The sequence below is a fragment of the Kitasatospora sp. NPDC059747 genome (genome assembly GCF_042732955.1).
Classification (GTDB): domain Bacteria; phylum Actinomycetota; class Actinomycetes; order Streptomycetales; family Streptomycetaceae; genus Kitasatospora.
Genome location: NZ_JBHWGV010000104.1, coordinates 13,597 through 32,383 on the forward strand (window position 1 = coordinate 13,597; position 18,787 = coordinate 32,383).

The following is an 18,787-nucleotide window of genomic DNA, read 5'->3' on the forward strand; positions in this document are numbered from 1 at the left end:
GGCGAAGCGTTCGGCGACGGCCCGGCCGAGGGCGCGCGCCGCGCCCCGGACCCCACCCCGCCCGACCCCCGGCCCGCGCCCCCCCCCCGGGGGTCCGGGAGGGGGTCGAGGCCGGTCATTTCACAGTCGATCCATACCAAACGGTCATTCACGCAACTCACCCTACGGCGCGATCACGCGCCGCGGGGACCGGTGGAGCCGAGCGGGGGGCCTGGGCGAGCGCCTCGGCGGACCGTTCGTCCGGCCCGAGGCCGTCCGCGTGGTCGCCGTGCTCACCGAGGTCGCGGTGCTCCGCGGCGCCGGTGTGGTCGGCCTCCCGGTCCGGGCGGACGGGGTGGCCGTCCCGTCCGGGCCTGGCCTCCCTCGCCGCGGCACGGCCGCCGTCGGCCGCCGCCGCGCGCCCGCCCTGCGGACGGACCTGCGGCGCCCGGGCCTGACGCGCCCGGACGTCGCCGCCGGACGCCGGCTGCCCGCCGGGCGAGCCGTGACCGCGCACCGCCCCGGCGCCACCCGGCTCGTCCGCCGGCCGCTCGACCGCGCTCCGGTGACCCTGCCCCTGGCCGCGCGCACCCGGCTGCGGGAGCCCGTCCTCGGTCGCCGCGTGCTCGGCCGTGCGCGGCGGACGGCCCGCGCCCGGACCGGCCTGCGGCGGCACGAGCGGCGGCCGCACCGGACCGCGCGCCGCACCCGGCTGCCCGGGGTACGGCTGCTGTGCAGCCTGCTGGTACGGGTACGCCTGACCGGGGCGCGCGTGGTGCGGCTGCGGGGCCTGCGCACCGGCGGGACCGGGACCGAACGGACCCGGCTGGCCGTGCGGACCGGCCTGACCGTGGCCGCCCGGCTGGCCGTGCGCCGCCGCCTGACCGTGCTGCGGGTGCTGACCGTGCTGCGCGGGCAGCACCGGACCGCCGGCCGCCGCCGGGAACGCGTGCGCCGGCTGCTGGCCGTGCACCCCGCCGAACGCGCCGCCGCCCGCCGCCGTCGCGGTGGCCGCCCCGTGCGGACCGGCCGGTCCCGCGGTCTGCGGGCCGGGCCGACGCGCCCGGTAGCCGGTCCGGTAGGCGGCCGGCGAGACCCCGAGCTGACGGCGGAAGTGCCCGCGCAGCGCCACCGGCGAACGGAACCCGCACCGCCGCGCGACGTCGTCCACCGACAGCTCCGACGTCTCCAGCAGCCGCTGCGCCTGGAGCACCCGCTGGGTGATCAGCCACTGCAGCGGCGCGCTGCCGGTGAGCGTGCGGAACCGCCGGTCGAAGGTGCGCCGGCTCATGTAGGCGCGAGCCGCCAGCACCTCGACGTCGAACTGCTGGTTGAGGTTCTCCAGCGCCCACGTGACCACCTCGGCCAGCGGGTCGTTGCCGATCTCCTCCGGTAAAGACTGATCGATGTACTGGGCCTGTCCTCCACCGCTGCGGCGGCTCGGCACCACCAGCCGGCGGGCGAGCGCGTTGGCCGCCTCGGCGCCGTGGTCGCTGCGCACCACGTGCAGGCAGAGGTCGATGCCGGCGGCGGTGCCGGCCGAGGTCAGCACGTCGCCGTCGTCGACGAAGAGCTCACGCGGGTCGACGTGCACCCGCGGGTAGCGCTTGGCGAGGGTCGGGGCGTACATCCAGTGGGTGGTCGCCGGCCGCCCGTCGAGCAGGCCGGCCGCGGCGAGCACGAACGCGCCGGTGCACAGGCCGATGATCCGCGCACCCTCGTGGTGCGCCTTGCGCAGGGCGGTGATCGCCTCGACCGGCGGCGGCTGCGAGATCGACCGCCAGGCCGGTACGACGATCGTGCCGGCCCGGGCCAGGGCCTCCAGGCCGTAGGGGGCGGAGAGGGTGAGGCCGCCGGTGGTGGCGAGCGGGCCCTCCTCCCCGGCGCACACCAGCAGGCGGTAGCGCGGCACCCCGGCGTCCTGGCGGTCGACCCCGAAGACGGAGAGCGGGATCGAGCTCTCGAAGATCGGGGCACCGCCGAAGATCAGCACCGCGACGGTCTCGCGGCGGCGCCGGCCGGACAGCTTGCGCGGCGCGGCGGTCATCACCGCCGTCGCGGAGCCGTTCGCGCCGGACCGCTCGCCGAGCGGGCCGCCGTGGGCACCGCCGTGTGCCGGACCGTGCGGAGCGCCGTGTCCGAGCGGACCGTGCCCGCCCGCGACGCCCACGCCCGGGCCGAGGCCGAGTCCGCCGAGCGTGCCGGTGGAGCCGCCGGGCAGGCCGGGAGCGCCGGGCGTGCCCGGGTAGACGGGGTAGTCCGCGCCGTAACCCTGGCCCGCGCCGCCGGATCCGTAACCCTGGCCCGCGGCCCCGGAGCCGTAACCCGCGCCCGCGGTACCGGATCCGTAGCCCGGGCCTGCGGTGCCGGATCCGTATGCCGCGCCCGCACCGCCGGAGCCGTACGGCTGGCCGGGGTTGATGGGGCCTCGGCTGACGGCCGGTCCGCCGTGCTCCGGGGACGCGCCGTAGGAAGGGGCGCCGGGCGCGGCGGAGTGGGCGGCCGGAGCGTTCGGTCCGGCGGAGTGGGAGGGGTACGAAGCGGTGCCGGAGGTGCCGGAGTTGCGGGTGGTGGCGGCGATCGCGGAGGTGCCAGCGCTTCTCGCGGGGCGACCCGCGATGCCGGCCACCGTCTGGCCGCTGTCAGGACCCGCGTCGCTCCTGCTCACCCTGCTCAAGGCGCTCAAGCCCCCTCGGTGGTGTGGTGTGGGTGGTGCGGCACTGCTAGCCAAGATCGAAATCTATCGGGTGGACCGTTGCCGTTGTGACAAGTTCACCATCCGACGCTATGTCGACATGGCAATTTGGCGTGATGCATTCGATCACGAAGCGTGGCACCCGTCGACCCTTCTGGGAAGAGGGCCGGTGTAACGGTGGCTGGTTGTCGCGGGGCCGCTCCTGGGGCGTCCGGCTCCGGGGCGCCCGGCCGGCGGGTCTGGGCTGCGGATTTGCCCAAGCGGGAGGGACCGGCCAGAAATTGACCGAAAATCGGCGGTGCACGGGAGGGCGCACAAGTCGGCGGAAGTGCGCCTCCCTGGCTTCATTCGGCCAGGGTCCGGGCGGGCCGCGGCCGGCGTGACGGCCCGGGTTACCGTCCAGTCGTGAACGATCCGCGCCGGCTCGAACAGGCCAACGACAACGCCGCCGCCTTCTGGCTCGGCCAGGCCCGGGCGCACGGCTGGCGGACCCGCACCGGCGGCGCCCTCACCGCCGTCCGCTGCGCCCGCACGCCGGACGACCCGCACCGCGTCCTGATCGCCCGCCCGTACGCCGAACCGGCTCTGCCGGAAGCGGAGTTGGCCGAGCTCCTGGCGGCCTGGTCCACCGGCCGCTTCACCCTGGAGGACCCGTACGGCGGCCTCGACCTGACCGGCCTCGGAGCCACCCGTCTACCGGTCATGCCGGTGATGGTCCGTGAGCCGGGCCCGGTCGGGGGCGGCGGGCAGTCGCTGCCGTACGCCCGTGAGGCGGCGGGCGGAGGTTCCCTGACGGTGGATGAGGTGGTGGACGGCGACACCCTCGCCGCCGCGGAACGCGTGATCGTCGACGGTTTTCCGCAGCCCGCCCGGCAACCCTGGACACGCGGCGAGGCGGTCCCGGAGCGGATGCTGCACGACTCCGGCTGCCGGGTGTGGCTGGGACGCCTCGACGGCACGCCGGCGGGCGCCTGCCTCACCTACGACGACGGCCGTGCCACCGGGGTGTACTGGCTCGCCACGCTGCCCTTCGCCCGTGGCCGGGGCGTGGCGCGCGCCGTGCTGGAGACCGCCCTGGCGGCGGCCCGACCCGACCGCCCGGTGACCCTGGTCGCCACCGCCGTCGGCGAACCGCTCTACCGCAGGCTCGGGTTCGCCGACCAGGGGCGCACGTGCTGGTGGACCCGGACCGCGCCGGCGGCCCGGGCGCAGGAGTAGCCCCGGCACGACGGCCTTGCCGACGGCCTCCTGTTGGCGGCCTCTGCTGCCGGCCCCTTGCCGCCGACCTACCGCGCTGCTGCTGCCGGCCTCTTGCCGCCGACCTACCGCGCCGCTGCCGTCGGCAGCGCCTCCAACGGGACGGCGAACCTGGTTCGCACGGGCCCATCCGCCCTGGGGAGCAACGCCGTTGGACGCTCGACGGGCGTGCCCGCACCGTTCGCGCCCGCCTCGTTGTGCTCCGCGACGATCACGGCAAGCTCACCTGAGCGGTTTCGGACAGCGACCCCCGCCTCCGGTCCTCCTGTGCCGCCCGCCCCGGCGTTCACGGGAACAGGCGCACGCGAGCCCTCCGAGGCGGACGCTGTCGGCCGTACGCCGGACCGCGCGCCGATGAGCGCCGTCACGGCCGCCTGCCCGCTCGCAGCGCTGCCCGCCGAGGCGGCCACCACGCGCGTCTGCGCGGCCGGTCGCCGCCGGACCGGCACGCCCGCGCGGACGCCCGCCCGGACGGACGGCGCGTTGCGCGCGGCCAGCACCTGGCCGACGGCCTCCGGCAGGCCGGCGGCCTTCAGCGTCGGCCGGTAGCCGATCTCGGCCCAGGGCCGGCCGTGGTGCAGCCAGACGCTGCGCAGACCGGTCAGCTCCGCTCCGGCGATGTCGGCCGGCGCGTGGTCCCCGACCATCCAGGTGTTCGCGGCCCAGTCGCCGGTGGGGGAGACACCGCACCGCCGGGCGGCGATCTCGAAGATCAGCGGGTCGGGCTTGACGCAGTCGGCCTCCTCGGAGATGACCCAGCCGTCGACCAGCGGGCCGAGCCCGGTCCGCAGGATCTTCTCCGACTGCGGGCCCGTCCCGCCGTTGCTGACGATGCCGAGGGTCCACCCGGAGGCCCGGGCCGCCCGCAGTGCTTCGACGTGTCGGGGCGGGCAGTGGATGTGGGAGTTGATGCCGTGTCGGTAGTGGTCGAGCAGGTCGTCGGAAGAGGCGTCCAACCCGTAGCGGCGCCGGACGGCGGACAGTACGGTGCTGCGCGGCACGTAGCCGCCGCCGTCCAGGGTGACGAACCAGTCGACGTCTCCGGGCGGCAGGTCGCGTTCGGACAGGAAGTCCTGCGCCCAGGCCCGGAAAGCGGCGTCCCTGGGGAGCAGCGTGTTGTCGAGGTCGAACAGGAGCAGGGGCATGCCGAGCATGGTGCCAGTGCCCGCGCCTATGCACCTGGCAAATGCCAGAGCGCGTCGCGAACCCGCACGAAGTGGCTGAAACGGGTGCTGCGGACCGGTGTGCCGGTGGGGCGGAACAGGCCTGGTGGGACGGGTGTGACGTCACGGGTCGCGACGGCCCGCGACGGATCGTCGCCGATCAATGACAGTCCGGTCACGGTGTCCCGTGGGCCTGTTGCGCGGTCCGGTTCGCTCAGTCAAGCTCCAGGGAACCTCCTTTCCGGAGGGGGCGCGAAGGCTTGCGAGTGGGGCGCGCGGTCTCGGTGGGCGCATCCCCCTTTCGCGGGAACAACGGCGCCCCGGGGCTTCGCCGCTGGGCTGGGCCTCACGCCCGTCGTACTCTGAAAGGAACAGGTCACAAACGGTGCTGGGCGGCGCAGACCGATGTCATCCCGTGGGCGGGCCTGCTCCCCGGGCAGCGTTGTCCTCTCCTGTCGGCCCCTCTCCCGCGAAGAGCCGTGAACCATGGCTGGTTTTGAGTTCTCCCGACCGGTTGAACCGGACGCTCCCCGTGGCACGGGCCCAGCGACCGAAGGCGACTCCGCTCCGCGCGACGACGCCGACCGTGCGGATTCCGGCCAGGTGGATTCGAGCCGTGCGCATTCCGGCTGTGCGGACACCGGCCGCGGAGATGCTGACCGTGCAGATGCCGAACGCGCGGGCGTTGGCCGTGCAGACACCGGCCGTGCAGACACCGGCCGCGCAGATACCGGCGACGGAGCCACCGGCGATGGAGTCACCGGCCGTGCGGACGTCGGCCAAGCGGACTCCGGCCGCGCAGGCTCCGGCCGGCCCGACGCGGGCGTTCCCGGTGGTGCCCACCGCGCAGAGCATCACGAGCCCGCGCACGGCGGCGTGCAGGGCTTCGCGCGCTCGCTGCGCGACATCGTCCGCCGCGACCGCGCCGGTGGTCGTCCCGGTGACCGCCGACGGCGCGGTGAGCCCGCGGCCGACCGCACGGAGCCCGCGGTGAGCGGGCGCCTGGGCCCGGGCGCCGACCGCCCGGAGACGTCCGGCCGGTCCGCGCACACCGAGCCGATCGTCCAGGACGAGCCCGGCCGCGCCTGCGACCCGGCCTTCCAGCACGGCGTGGTCGTCGGCTTCGACGGCTCGCTGTCCAGCGAGCGAGCCCTCGCCTACGCGGTGGGCATGGCCCGCCGTTCGCAGTGCGGCCTGGTGATCGTGCACGTCGCCAACCGCCTGCCCGCCACCGTCTGGGCGGGTTGTGAGCCTCCCGTCTTCGTGGACCTCCCGGACCACCGCACCGAGGTGCTGGGCCTGGAGCTCGCCTGCGCCGACTTCCTCGCCGGCGTGCCGTGGATCCTGGTCGAGCGCGGCGGCGACATCTGCCACGAGATCGAGGAGGTCGGCCGCGAGTACGCCGCCGACGCCATCGTCGTCGGGACGACGCACGGCCTGCTCGGCAAGATCTTCGGCTCGGTCTCCGGTCGGCTGGCGCGCCGCGCCAACCGACCGGTGATCGTCATCCCCTGACGCCGCACCAGCCCGGCGTCCATCCCCTCGCGTCCATCCCCTCACCGTTCCGATCCGGCGCGGGCCCACGGCTGTCGCCGCCGGCCGGAGGCGGCCGCAGCTGCCGACCGCCGGAGGTGGCCGCAGCCGCCGACCACGGCGGACGGCCGGCCCCGGTCGCCTGCCCCAACCGTCCCTGCGGGGGCGGGCGTTACCCCCGCAGGGTGCGGTTCAGGACGTGACGCCGAGCTCCCGGGCGATGAGCATGCGCTGGACCTCCGACGTGCCCTCGCCGATCTCCAGGATCTTGCAGTCGCGCCAGAAACGGGCGACCGGGAATTCGTTCATGAAGCCGTACCCGCCGTGGATCTGCGTCGCCTCGCGGGCGTTGTCGACGGCGGCCTCGGACGAGTACAGCTTCGCGATGGCGGCCTCCTTCTTGAACGGTTCTCCGTGCAGCAGCCGGGAAGCGGCGTCCCGCCAGGCCAGGCGGGAGGTGTGGGCGCGCAGCTCCATGTCGGCGAGCTTGAACTGGATGGCCTGGTTGGCACCGATCGGCCGGCCGAAGGCCCGGCGCGTGCCGGCGTACGCGACGGACTCGTCGACGCAGCCCTGGGCCAGGCCGGTGGCCAGGGCCGCGATCGCGATGCGGCCCTCGTCGAGGATCCGCAGGAACTGGGCGTAGCCTCGGCCACGCTCGCCCAGCAGGTTGGCCGCGGGAACACGGCAGTCGGTAAAGGACAGTTCGCGGGTGTCGGATGCGTTCCACCCGACCTTCGAGTACTTCTTCGAGACCTGGAACCCCGGGGTCCCGGTGGGCACGATGATGGAAGAGATCTCGCGCGTTGGCGAGCGGAATTCGCCCTCTTCACTCGAACGAGCGAGCGGTTCCGTGAGGGCGGTGACGGTGACCAGCCCGGTGATATCCGTCCCGGAGTTGGTGATGAAGCACTTCGTGCCGTTGATGACCCACTCGTCGGTGGCCTCGTCGTAGCGGGCCGTCGTGCGGGTCGCGCCGGCGTCCGAGCCGCCCTCGGGCTCGGTCAGGCCGAAGGCGCCGAGGAGCTCGCCCGAGGTGAGCCGCGGCAGCCACTCGCGCTTCTGCTCCTCGGTGCCGAAGCGGTAGATCGGCATGGCGCCGAGGGAGACCGCCGCCTCCAGGGTGATGGCCACCGAGGAGTCGACCCGGGCGAGTTCCTCCAGCGCGAGGCCGAGCGCGAAGTAGTCGCCGCCCATGCCGCCGTACTCCTCGGGGAAGGGCAGGCCGAACAGGCCCATCCGCCCCATCTCGCGGACGATCTCGTACGGGAACTCCTCCCGCTCGTAGAACTCGCCGATCTTCGGCGCCACCACGTCCTGGGCGAACTCGGCGACGGTGCGCCGCAGGTCCTCGTACTCGCTGTTCAGCCGGTGATCGAACACGGTGTTCCTCCTGGGGCCGCCCGGCCGGGGTGGCCGCGGGCGTGAGCGGGGTGACCGGCGTCCGTCCGATGGTGTGACGGTCGCGTGGGGTGGTCGTCTGGAAAGAAGGTCGTCCGAGTGGACGGGGGACGCCGGACGGCGATCCGGGACGGTCAGCCCCGGGCGGCGCCGAGCAGCGCCTGGACGGTGCGGGAGGGGCTCGGGCGGCCGAGGCGCTCGGCCATCCAGCCACTGGTGGCGACCAGCGCGCGCAGGTCCACGCCGGTCCGGACGCCGAGGCCGTGCAGCATCCACACGAGGTCCTCGGTGGCGAGGTTGCCGGTCGCGCTCTTGGCGTACGGGCAGCCGCCCAGGCCGCCGGCCGAGGCGTCGACGGTGGTGACGCCCTCGCGGAGCGCCGCGAGCGTGTTGCTGAGCGCCTGGCCGTAGGTGTCGTGGAAGTGCACCGCGAGCCGCTCGGCCGGCACCCCCGCTGCGGCGAACGCGGCGAGCAGGGCGGCGACCTGCCCCGGGGTGGCCACGCCGATCGTGTCGCCGAGGCTCAGCTCGGTGCAGCCCATCTCCAGCAGCGCGACGCCGTGGCGGACCACCTGGGAGACCGGGACGGGGCCCTCCCACGGGTCGCCGAAGCACATCGAGAGGTAGCCGCGGACCGCGACCCCGGCCGCCGTGGCGCGCTCGACGACCGGGCGGAACATCGCCATCGCCTCGTCCGCCGAGCGGTTGAGGTTGCGGCGCGCGAAGGTCTCGGTGGCACTGGCGAACACCGCGATGTCGGCGGCGTGGTGGGCGAGCGCGCGGTCGAGGCCGCGCTCGTTGGGCACCAGGACGGGCAGCCGCAGCCCGGGGTGGCGCCCGGGCAGGTCGGCCAGCCGGGGCACCAGGTCCTCGGCGTCGGCGAGCTGCGGCACCCACTTGGGGTGGACGAAGCTGGTGGCCTCGACCGTCCGCAGCCCGGCGGCGGCGAGCCGGGCGATGAACTCGGCCTTGACCTCGACGGGCACCAGGGCGCTCTCGTTCTGCAGCCCGTCGCGCGGTCCGACCTCGTGGATCCGGACCTCCTCCGGCAGGCCGGGGGCGCGGACGGGGTCGGGCAGGCCGAGTTCGAGCGCGTCGGGCTCGTGGGCGGGGGAGGCGGTGGTCACGACCGCACCTCCGCCGGGCTCGTGGCGGTCGCGTCCGCGCCGGTGGGGGCGCCCGCGGGAACGTCCGCGCCCTCCTCCGTGGGGGTGACCACGACCAGCAGCTCCTCCATCGCGACGGTGGCCCCGGCGGTGGCGCGGAGCTCGCTCACGACTCCGTCGTGCGGGGCGGAGATCACGTGTTCCATCTTCATGGCCTCCAGGACGAGCAGGGCCTGGCCCTTGCGGACCGCCTCGCCCGTCGCGGTCTTGACGACGGTGACGGTGCCGGGCATCGGGGCGGTGAGGGCGCCGTGGTGGGCGCCGGCCGCGGCGGCGCCCTCGCCGACCGCGTCGTGGCTGTGCAGCGGCCAGGCGTCGCCCTCGACGCCGAGCCAGGTCACCGGGGCGCCGGCGACCCCGGGGGTGTCGTCGACGGTCAGCACGAAGGAGGTCTGCAGGCCGTCGACCGTCAGGTGCAGCCGGTCGGCGGTGCGGACCGCTCGGGCCCGGTGGGCCGGGCCGGAGCCGAGTCCGATTTCCACCTCAAGGGTGACATTGCCGGGAATGTCAGTGGCGTCGGCTACGTTGCCGGCAGTGATCGAACGGATGCGCACCGAGACGGGGTCCTGGCCGGGGGCCCGGAGCCGGTGGGTGGTCCAGGCGGGTGCGCCGCCCAGGCGCCAGCCGGAGGGGAGGGAGAAGGGGTCGGTCCAGCCGCCGGAGTCGGCGGCCGGGGTGAGGTCCGCGTGCCGCGCGAGGGCGGCCGCGTAGTAGAGGAGGTGGACGGGTGCGGGATATCCGTCGGTCGCGCCCGGGTCGGCCGGGGCCGCGTGGTCGGTTCGGTCGGCCTGGTCGGCCTGGTCGGCTGCCGAGTCGGTGGCCGTCGCGGGCGAGTGCGGCGAGGCCAGCAGGGCGGGCTGTTGCCGGACGGTCTGTTCCACCATGCCGGTGTCCAGTCGGCCGGCGACGACGTCGGGGTGGGCGAGCAGTCGCCGCAGGAAGCCGGTGTTGGTGGTGACGCCCAGGATGCGGGTGTCGGCCAGCGCGGCGCGCAGGCGGCGGAGCGCGGTCGGGCGGTCGGGCCCGTACGCGATGACCTTGGCGAGCATCGGGTCGTAGGCACTGGTGATGACGCTTCCGGGGGCGACCCCGGAGTCGACCCGGATGCCCTCGCCCTGCGGCTCGTCGAGCACCAGGATCCGTCCGCCGGTGGGCAGGAAGTCCCGTTCCGGGTCCTCGGCGCAGATGCGGGCCTCGATGGCGTGGCCCAGGAAGGAGATGTCGGACTGACCGAAGGTGAGGCGCTCGCCGGCGGCGACGCGCAGCTGCCACTCGACCAGGTCCAGACGGCGGGGGCGGCCGCCGTCCGGGTCGGCGACGGCGATGGCCAGCTCGGTGACGGGGTGTTCCACCTGGAGACGGGTGTTCATCTCCATGAAGAAGAACTCCCGCACGCCCTCGGGGGAGTCGGGGGCGGGGGAGTCCGGGTCGATGCCGGGGACGATGAACTCCACGGTGCCGGCCCCGGTGTAGCCGCAGGACTCCGCGGCGCGGACGGCCGCGGCTCCCATCGCGGCCCGGGTCTCGGCGTTGAGCAGGACGGAGGGTGCCTCTTCGATCAGTTTCTGGTGGCGGCGCTGGAGGCTGCACTCGCGCTCGCCGAGGTGGACGGTGGTGCCGTGGGCGTCGGCGAGCACCTGCACCTCGATGTGGCGGGGGCGGTCCACCCAGCGCTCCAGGAGCAGGGTGTCGTCACCGAAGGCCGTCCGGGCGACACGGCGCGCGGCGGCGATCTCGGTCCGCAGTTCGGCCGGGTCCCGCACGAGCCGCATGCCCTTGCCACCGCCGCCGGCGGACGGCTTGAGGAGGACGGGGTAGCCGATCTCGTCCGCGGCGGCGACGAGTTCGTCGTCGGTGGGCGCGGTGGCCCGGCTGCCCGGGACCACCGGGACGCCGGCGGTCCGGACGGCCTCCTTGGCGTTGATCTTGTCACCCATCAGCTCGACCGCACCGGGAGGAGGACCGATGAAGACGAGGCCCGCGTCCGCGCAGGCGCGGGCGAAGGCGGCGTTCTCGGCGAGGAAGCCGTAGCCGGGGTGGACGGCCTGGGCGCCGGTGCGCCGGGCGGCGGCGAGGATCTGGTCGGTCCGCAGGTAGGTCTCGGCGGCCGAGCTGTCGCTGCGGTCGGCCGGGCCGAGGCGGACGGCGACGTCGGCCTCGCGGACGTGCGGGGCGTCGGCGTCGGCGTCGCTGAACACGGCGACCGAGCGCACGCCGAGCCGCCGCAGGGTGCGGATCACCCGGAGGGCGATCTCGCCGCGGTTGGCGACCAGAACTGTGTCGAACATGGGAGGCGTTCCTCCGGGTCGAGGGGGCCGTACGAAGGAGGTGGGGTGGACGGTCCGGGCGCGGGCCCGGGCGATGGGCCCGGCGGCCGACGTCGGAGGGGTCACACCGGGAGCGGGTGCGCCCCGGGCGGGGAAGGGAGGTGCGGGGCCCCGCCCGGGGAGCGCGGGGTCACATCCGGAAGACGCCGTACGGACCGGGCGGCGGCAGCGGGGAGTTGGCGCAGGCGGTGAGGGCGAGGCCGACCACGGTGCGGGTGTCCATCGGGTCGATCACGCCGTCGTCCCAGAGCCGTGCCGTGGCGTAGTAGGCGTTGCCCTGGCGCTCGTACTGCTCGCGGACGGGTCGCTTGAACTCCTCCTCCGCCTCGGCCGGCCACTCCTCGCCGTGCCCCTCCAACTGGTCGCGGCGGACGGTGGCGAGGACGGAGGCCGCCTGTTCGCCGCCCATCACGGAGATCTTCGCGCCCGGCCACATCCACAGGAAGCGAGGTGAGTAGGCCCGGCCGCACATCGAGTAGTTGCCGGCTCCGTACGAGCCGCCGATCACCACCGTCAGCTTCGGGACGCGGGTGCAGGCGACGGCGTTGACCATCTTGGCGCCGTGCTTGGCGATGCCGCCCGCCTCGTACTGCCGACCGACCATGAAGCCGGTGATGTTCTGCAGGAAGAGGAGGGGGATGCCGCGCTGGTCGCACAACTCGATGAAGTGGGCGCCCTTGACGGCCGATTCGGAGAACAGCACGCCGTTGTTGGCGACGATGCCGACGGGGTGGCCGTGGATCCGGGCGAACCCGGTGACCAGGGTCGCGCCGTACTCGGCCTTGAACTCGGCGAACCGGCTGCCGTCGACCAGCCGGGCGATCACCTCACGCACGTCGTAGGGCGTGCGCGGGTCCACCGGGACGGCCCCGTACAGGCCGGCCGGGTCGACGGCCGGCGGCTCGACCGCGGCCAGCGGCCACGGCCGCTCCGGGCGCGGGCCCAGGCCGGCCACGATCGTGCGGACGATGGAGAGGGCGTGGGCGTCGTCCTCGGCCAGGTGGTCGGTCACGCCGGAGGTGCGGGAGTGGAGCTCGCCGCCGCCCAGTTCCTCGGCGGTGACCACCTCGCCGGTGGCGGCCTTCACCAGCGGCGGCCCGCCCAGGAAGATCGTGCCCTGGTTGCGGACGATGACGGCCTGGTCGCTCATCGCCGGGACGTACGCGCCGCCCGCCGTGCACGAGCCGAGCACGGCGGCGATCTGCGGGATGCCCGCGGCCGAGAGCCGGGCCTGGTTGTAGAAGATCCGGCCGAAGTGGTCCCGGTCGGGGAACACCTCGTCCTGCATGGGGAGGAACGCACCGCCGGAGTCCACCAGGTAGATGCAGGGGAGACGGTTCTCCAGCGCGACCTCCTGGGCGCGCAGGTGCTTCTTCACCGTCATCGGGTAGTACGTGCCGCCCTTGACGGTGGCGTCGTTGGCGACGACCACCACCTCGCGCCCGGCGACCCGGCCGATGCCCGCGATGACGCCGGCCGCGGGCGCGGCGCCCTCGTACATCCCGTCGGCCGCCAGCGGGGCCAGCTCCAGGAAGGGCGAGGCGGGGTCGAGCAGGGTGTCCACGCGGTCGCGGGGGAGCAGCTTGCCGCGCGCGGTGTGCCGGGCGCGGGCCTTGGCACCGCCGCCGAGGGCGGCCGCGCCGAGCTTCTCGCGCAGCTCGGCGACCAGCGCCCGGTGCGCTTCGGTGTTGGACCGGTAGGCCTCGGAGGCCGGGTCGGCGGCCGTGCCGAGCCGGGGCGCGGGGGCGGCGGCCCCGGGCGCTGCGGTGCCGCCCGCCGCGCCACCACGCGCTGCGCTGCCATGGACGCCGGTGGATACGCCGGCGGTTGAGATGACCATTCCCAAGAGCTCCCTTGCCCTCGGCACCGGGTGGCGGGGTGGCCCGGGTTCCGGTGCGCCCGCTCTCCCTGAAGTTAATTAACGTTAACTTACGCGCCCAGGTTAACGGGCGATAACCCGACTGTCTACGATGGGCGGCATGCCGAACGTCCCCGGAACCACCGCGCTCCCGCGCCGCGACCAGATCCGCCGGGAAGCCGCCCGGCTCTTCGCCGCCCGGGGCTTCCTCGGCGTGGGCGTGGACGAGATCGGCAAGGCCGTCGGCATCAGCGGCCCCGGTCTCTACCGGCACTTCGCCGGGAAGGACGCGATGCTCGCCGACCTGTTGATCGGCATCAGCGAGCGCCTGCTGGAGGAGGGGCGCCGGCGCGCGGGCGGCGGCGACGGCCCGGCCGCCGCGCTGGACGCGCTGATCGGCGGCCACGTCGAGTTCGCCCTCGACGACCGCGACCTGATCACCCTGCACGACCGCGAGTTGCTGAACCTCAAGGAAGAGGACCGCCGCACCGTCCGCCGGCTCCAGCGCGGCTACGTCGAGCTGTGGGTCGACGTGGTCCGGCAGGCCTACCCGGCGCTGGCCGACCCCGCCGCCGAGCCGGTCGCCCGCGCCGCGGTGCACGCCGTCTTCGGCCTGATCAACTCGACCCCGCACAGCCTCGGGCCCAACCCGGCGGCCCAGGCCGATCGCCCCGGCCCCGGCCTCCAGCGCGACGGCATGGCCGCGCTGCTGCACAGCCTCGCCCACGGTGCGTTCTCGGCGGCGGCCGAATCGGCGTCCGCCCACGCCTGAGGCGGCTGTGGCTGCCCCGGGGGTCGACTGCGCCGCCGCCCGAGGCCGCCCGTGCGAGCGGCCGCGACCGGGGCTGGCCGCGGTCGCGCCCGGCTCCCGTCCCGCCTCCGGACCTAGGTCCAAAGGACGGCACCCGGCCGCCCCCTGGCCGGTGGGCGATCGGGGCGGGCGTGGCCGACCCTGGTGACAGCGGGGCCGGTTGGTCCGTCCGGGTGTCCGGGCGGGAATCACCGCAGGCCGCGGGCTGTTGGCCACTCCGCCGGAGCCTGTCGCGAGCGCGCGCCCGGGCGCGCGCCCGACCCGCCCCGCACCCCGGCCCGGCCGGAAACGGCATGGCGGCGTCCCGACGGAATGGTTAGCATCCCTAAATATGCCTGAGACTCACGGATCTACGGTGGAGCAATCCCCGAGCGGCCCACCTGCCCCCGACGCGAAACCGGGACCGACCGCCGCGGCCGGTCCCGAGAGCCTGGTGCCCCCGGCGACCCCGGCCGGCCCGGCGGTCGCGGCGACTCAGCCTGCCCCCACGACCCCCGTAACCCCAGCGCCGACCGGGCCGGCCGCGCCGCCCGCGCCGCCCGCAACGGCGGCACCGGCCGGGCCTACCGCAACGGCGCCGCCGACCGCCGCGTCCCCCGAGGCCGGCGGCTGGCTGCGCCGCCTGATCGGCTACTGCCTGCGGTCCCGGCGCAGCCTGCTGCTCGCCTTCGGTGCCTCGCTCGTCGGCATGGCCGTCACCTCGCTCGTGCCGCTGGTCACCAAGCTGATCATCGACGACGTCATCACCACGCACTCCCGCTCGCTCGGCCCCTGGGCGGTCGTCCTGCTGCTCGCCGCCGTCGTGGTCTTCGGCTGCACGCAGGTCCGCCGCTACTACGGCGGTCAGCTCGCGCTCGACGTCCAGCACGACCTGCGCAGCGACCTGTTCCGTTCGCTCGGCCGGCTCGACGGCCACCGCCAGGACCGGCTGGACACCGGCCAGGTGGTCGGCCGCGCCACGTCGGACCTCCAGCTGGTCAACGGGCTGCTCTCGATGCTGCCGATGATGACCGGCTACCTGCTGATGTTCGTCATGTCGGCGGCCGTGATGGTCTGGCTCTCCCCGCCGCTCACCCTGATCGCCCTCGTGATGGCCCCCGCCCTCTGGTGGGTCACCGTGCTCAGCCGCAAGCGCCTGTTCCCCTCGACCTGGGCGGCCCAGCAGGAGGCCGCGGCCGTCGCCGGCGTCGTGGACGAGGCGATCGGCGGGGTCCGCGTGGTCAAGGGCTTCGGCCAGGAGGCGCAGGAGCTGGACAAGCTGGAGGTCGCCTCCCGCAACCTCTTCGCCGCCCGCCTGCGCTCGATCCGGCTCAACGCCCGCTACAACCCGGCGATGCAGGCGATCCCGGCGCTCGCCCAGGTCGCGGTGCTGGCCTTCGGTGGCTGGCTGGCCGTGGACGGGCGGGTCTCGCTCGGCACCTTCGTCGCCTTCTCCACGTACGTCGCCCAGATGACCGGCCCGGTGCGGATGCTCACCATGGTCATCACGGTCGGCCAGCAGGCCCGGGCCGGCGTCGAGCGCGTCCTCCAGCTGATCGACGAGCGCCCGCTGGTCCAGGAGCGCCCGGACGCGGTGGCCCTCGACCTCACCGTCGCCGCCCCCGAAGGTGCCCCCGGCGCCGCCGCGCACCGGGACGCCGCCGGTACTGCGACCGGTACTGCGACGGTCGGCCCGCGCACGCCCGGCGTGGCGCTGCAGTTCGACCGGGTCGAGTTCCGCTACGACCCCGAGCACCCCGTGCCCGTCCTGCACGGCCTGGACCTGACCCTCGCCCCCGGCGAGACCCTGGCCCTCGTCGGCGCCTCCGGCTCCGGCAAGTCGACGGTGGCCCAACTGGTGCCCCGGTTCTACGACCCGGCGGCCGGTGCCATCCGCCTGTACGGCCACGACCTGCGCGACCTCACCCTCGACTCGGTCCGCTCGGCCGTCGGCATCGTCCCCGAGGAGAGCTTCCTCTTCTCCGAGACGGTCCGCACCAACATCGCGTACGGCCGGCCCGATGCCACCGACGAACAGGTCGTCGCCGCCGCGCGCGCCGCGCAGGCCGACGAGTTCGTCCGCGCGCTGCCGGACGGCTACGACACCAAGGTCGGCGAGCAGGGCCTCACCCTCTCCGGCGGCCAGCGCCAGCGAATAGCCCTCGCCCGCGCGATCCTCACCGACCCGCGGATCCTCCTGCTGGACGACGCGACGTCCGCGGTCGACCCGCAGATCGAGGCGGAGATCCACGACGCACTGCGCTCGGTGATGACCGGCCGCACCACGCTGCTGATCGCCCACCGCCGCTCGACCCTCCAACTCGCCGACCGGATCGCCGTGCTGGACCGCGGCCGGCTGCTGGACATCGGCACCCACGAGGAACTGGAGGCCCGATGTCCCCAGTACCGGGCCCTGATCACCGACCCGGAGGCCGGCCGCACACCCGGCCGGACCGCGCCCGGGGCCACACCTGCGCCCGAGCGCGAACCCGCAACGGACACTGTCCCCACAGCGGCCGCCGTACCCGGTGCCGCGCCCGCCACAGCGCCCGACGACCAAGCGGCCCCAACACCCGGCCCCACCCCCGAGCTCCCCACTCCCGCCCTGACCAAGGCGGCCCGCACCGCCGAGCCCGACCTGCTGGCCAAGGTCGCCGCCCTCCCGCCCGCCGGCGACACCCCGGCGATACCGCGCGCCGAGGCCGAGGCCGGCGACCCGGACTTCTCCCTCCGCCGGATGCTGCGCCCCTTCCGGGCCCCGCTCGCCCTGGCCCTGCTGCTGGTCGCCCTGGACGCGGGCGCCGCGCTGGTGCTGCCGGTCCTGATCCGGCACGGCATCGACCAGGGCGTGAGCAAGACCCTGATGTCCGGGGTCGCCGTGGCCTCGGTGGCCGCCCTGGTGGTCGTCCTGCTGGACTGGCTGGTGCAGACCGCCGAGAACCGGGTCAGCGGACGCACCGGCGAGCGCGTGCTCTACACCCTCCGCCTCAAGATCTTCGCCCACCTCAACCGGCTCGGCCTGGACTACTACGAGCGCGAGCTGTCCGGCCGGATCATGACCCGGATGACCACCGACCTCGACTCGCTGACGTCCTTCCTGCAGACCGGGGTCGTCACCGCCGTGGTCAGCCTGCTGACCTTCGCCGGCATCTTCGCCGCCCTGCTGATCATCGACGCGGGCCTGGCCCTGGTGGTCTTCGCGGTGCTGCCGCTGCTGGTGATCGCCACACTGGTGTTCCGCCGGAAGTCCCGGGACCAGTACGAGATCTCCCGGGACCTGATCAGCACCGTCAACGCCGACCTCCAGGAGAACGTGGCCGGCATGCGGATCGTCCAGGCGTTCCGCCGCCTGGACGCCAACACCGACCGCTTCGTCGCCCGGGGCGTCGCCTACCGGGAGGCGCGGGTCCGGGCGCAGCTCTACATCTCGCTCTACTTCCCGTTCGTCCAGTTCCTGTCCAGCGTGGCCGCCGCGCTGGTGCTGATCGTGGGCGCGGCCCGGGTCGACGCGGGCACCCTGACGGTCGGCGCGCTCGTCGCCTACCTCCTCTACATCGACCTGTTCTTCGCGCCGGTGAACCAGCTCTCCCAGGTGTTCGACGGCTACCAGCAGGCGGCGGTCGGCCTCGGCCGGATCCGGGAGCTGCTGCGCACGCCGACGACCACCGCCGTCGCGGCCGAGCCGGTGCCGGTCGAGAAGGGGCTGCGCGGCGAGATCTCCTTCGAGGGCGTCGGCTTCGCCTACAACGGCGGTGCGGACGGTTCCCCGGACGTCCTCACCGGGGTGGACCTGCACATACCCGCCGGTCAGACGGTGGCGCTGGTCGGCGAGACGGGGGCCGGCAAGTCGACGCTGGTGAAGCTGGTCGCCCGTTTCTACGACGCGACCGAGGGCACCGTCCGGGTCGACGGGGTCGACCTCACCCGGTACGACCTCGCGCAGTACCGCCACCGGCTCGGCGTCGTGCCGCAGGAGGCGTACCTGTTCGCGGGCACGGTGCGGGAGGCGATCGCCTACGGCCGGCCGGAGGCCACGGCGGCCGAGGTGGAGGCGGCGGCGCGGGCGGTCGGCGCGCACGAGATGATCGTCCGCTTGTCGGGCGGGTACGACCACGAGGTCACGGGCCGGGGGCGAAACCTTTCGGCAGGTCAGCGCCAGCTGATCGCGCTGGCCCGGGCCGAACTGGTCGACCCGGACATCCTGCTGCTCGACGAGGCCACCGCAGCGCTCGACCTGGCCACCGAGGCCGCCGTGAACAGCGCCGCCGACCGGCTCAGCGGCGGACGGACCACCCTGGTGATCGCCCACCGGCTGACCACCGCCGAACGCGCCGACCGGGTCGTCGTCCTCGACCACGGCCGGGTGGTCGAGGACGGCACGCACGCCGGACTCCTCGCCCTCGACGGGGCGTACGCGCGGCTCTGGCGCGCGTTCATCGCGGACGGGCACCACGACGCGGCCTCCGCCGTCGGGGAGACCGTCGCCGCCGGGTGACCAAGAGCCCGGCCCGGGGCCCAGCCCGGGCCGGGGGCGGGGGCGTGGGTGGGGGGGGGGCGCGCACACCCCCACCGGGCGACGGCGCGCGCGCGCAGCCAGCCGCCGCGGCGCGCGCGCGCG

The 18,787-nt window shown here is 74.8% G+C and carries 9 protein-coding genes and 1 pseudogene; 4 read left to right on the forward strand and 6 right to left on the reverse strand.

All coding sequences use genetic code 11. The annotated features are described in order from the left end of the window. Nucleotides 1-1,030: 1,030 nt before the first annotated feature. Nucleotides 1,031-2,026: pseudogene (locus tag ACFV4G_RS33555) on the reverse strand (helix-turn-helix domain-containing protein); the annotation flags it as partial. A 1,053-nt stretch (nt 2,027-3,079) separates the two neighbouring features. Here ACFV4G_RS33555 and ACFV4G_RS33560 point away from each other — a divergent pair. Beyond that, entirely contained in the window at nt 3,080-3,892 is an 813-nt protein-coding gene (locus tag ACFV4G_RS33560) for a GNAT family N-acetyltransferase (protein WP_380445958.1), read from the forward strand. 104 nt (nt 3,893-3,996) lie between these two features. On the opposite strand, the gene ACFV4G_RS33565 is transcribed toward ACFV4G_RS33560, so the two are convergent. After that, complete coding sequence (locus tag ACFV4G_RS33565) at nt 3,997-5,076, reverse strand: HAD family hydrolase (RefSeq protein WP_380445959.1); 1,080 nt, start codon at nt 5,074-5,076, stop codon at nt 3,997-3,999. A 1,077-nt stretch (nt 5,077-6,153) separates the two neighbouring features. On the opposite strand from ACFV4G_RS33565, the gene ACFV4G_RS33570 reads away from it, so the two are divergent. Beyond that, nucleotides 6,154-6,609, forward strand: coding sequence for a universal stress protein (locus tag ACFV4G_RS33570; RefSeq protein ID WP_380445965.1), 456 nt, complete (start codon nt 6,154-6,156; stop codon nt 6,607-6,609). A gap of 210 nt (nt 6,610-6,819) precedes the next feature. On the opposite strand, the gene ACFV4G_RS33575 is transcribed toward ACFV4G_RS33570, so the two are convergent. From ACFV4G_RS33575 to ACFV4G_RS33590, 4 genes are all read right to left on the reverse strand, one after another. Next, nucleotides 6,820-8,010 carry an acyl-CoA dehydrogenase family protein gene (locus ACFV4G_RS33575; RefSeq protein ID WP_380445960.1) on the reverse strand — a complete coding sequence of 397 codons (1,191 nt, stop codon included), beginning with the start codon at nt 8,008-8,010 and terminating at the stop codon, nt 6,820-6,822. 152 nt (nt 8,011-8,162) lie between these two features. After that, on the reverse strand, nt 8,163-9,155 hold the full coding sequence (locus tag ACFV4G_RS33580; RefSeq protein WP_380445961.1) for a hydroxymethylglutaryl-CoA lyase: 993 nt from the start codon (nt 9,153-9,155) through the stop codon (nt 8,163-8,165). After that, nucleotides 9,152-11,482 (reverse strand): acetyl/propionyl/methylcrotonyl-CoA carboxylase subunit alpha, encoded by a 2,331-nt coding sequence (locus tag ACFV4G_RS33585; RefSeq protein ID WP_380445962.1) that lies wholly within the window; start codon nt 11,480-11,482, stop codon nt 9,152-9,154. The genes ACFV4G_RS33580 and ACFV4G_RS33585 overlap by 4 nt, the downstream gene beginning before the upstream one ends. Nucleotides 11,483-11,651: 169 nt before the next feature. Next, nucleotides 11,652-13,361 carry a carboxyl transferase domain-containing protein gene (locus ACFV4G_RS33590; protein ID WP_380445963.1) on the reverse strand — a complete coding sequence of 570 codons (1,710 nt, stop codon included), beginning with the start codon at nt 13,359-13,361 and terminating at the stop codon, nt 11,652-11,654. 139 nt (nt 13,362-13,500) lie between these two features. On the opposite strand from ACFV4G_RS33590, the gene ACFV4G_RS33595 reads away from it, so the two are divergent. Together ACFV4G_RS33595 and ACFV4G_RS33600 are read left to right on the forward strand one after the other, a co-directional pair. After that, nucleotides 13,501-14,151 carry a TetR/AcrR family transcriptional regulator gene (locus ACFV4G_RS33595; protein ID WP_380445964.1) on the forward strand — a complete coding sequence of 217 codons (651 nt, stop codon included), beginning with the start codon at nt 13,501-13,503 and terminating at the stop codon, nt 14,149-14,151. Nucleotides 14,152-14,803: 652 nt separating this feature from the next. Continuing rightward, nucleotides 14,804-18,664, forward strand: a complete 3,861-nt coding sequence (locus tag ACFV4G_RS33600; protein WP_380445966.1) for an ABC transporter ATP-binding protein — start codon at nt 14,804-14,806, stop codon at nt 18,662-18,664. Nucleotides 18,665-18,787 lie beyond the last annotated feature (123 nt).

Bases quoted from the DNA above. Each gene is read 5' to 3' on its own strand.
- ACFV4G_RS33565 (WP_380445959.1), bottom strand. From the start codon at position 5,076: ATGCCCCTGCTCCTGTTCGACCTCGACAACACGCTGCTCCCCAGGGAC.
- ACFV4G_RS33585 (WP_380445962.1), bottom strand. From the start codon at position 11,482: ATGTTCGACACAGTTCTGGTCGCCAACCGCGGCGAGATCGCCCTCCGG.
- ACFV4G_RS33590 (WP_380445963.1), bottom strand. From the start codon at position 13,361: ATGGTCATCTCAACCGCCGGCGTATCCACCGGCGTCCATGGCAGCGCA.
- ACFV4G_RS33595 (WP_380445964.1), top strand. From the start codon at position 13,501: ATGCCGAACGTCCCCGGAACCACCGCGCTCCCGCGCCGCGACCAGATC.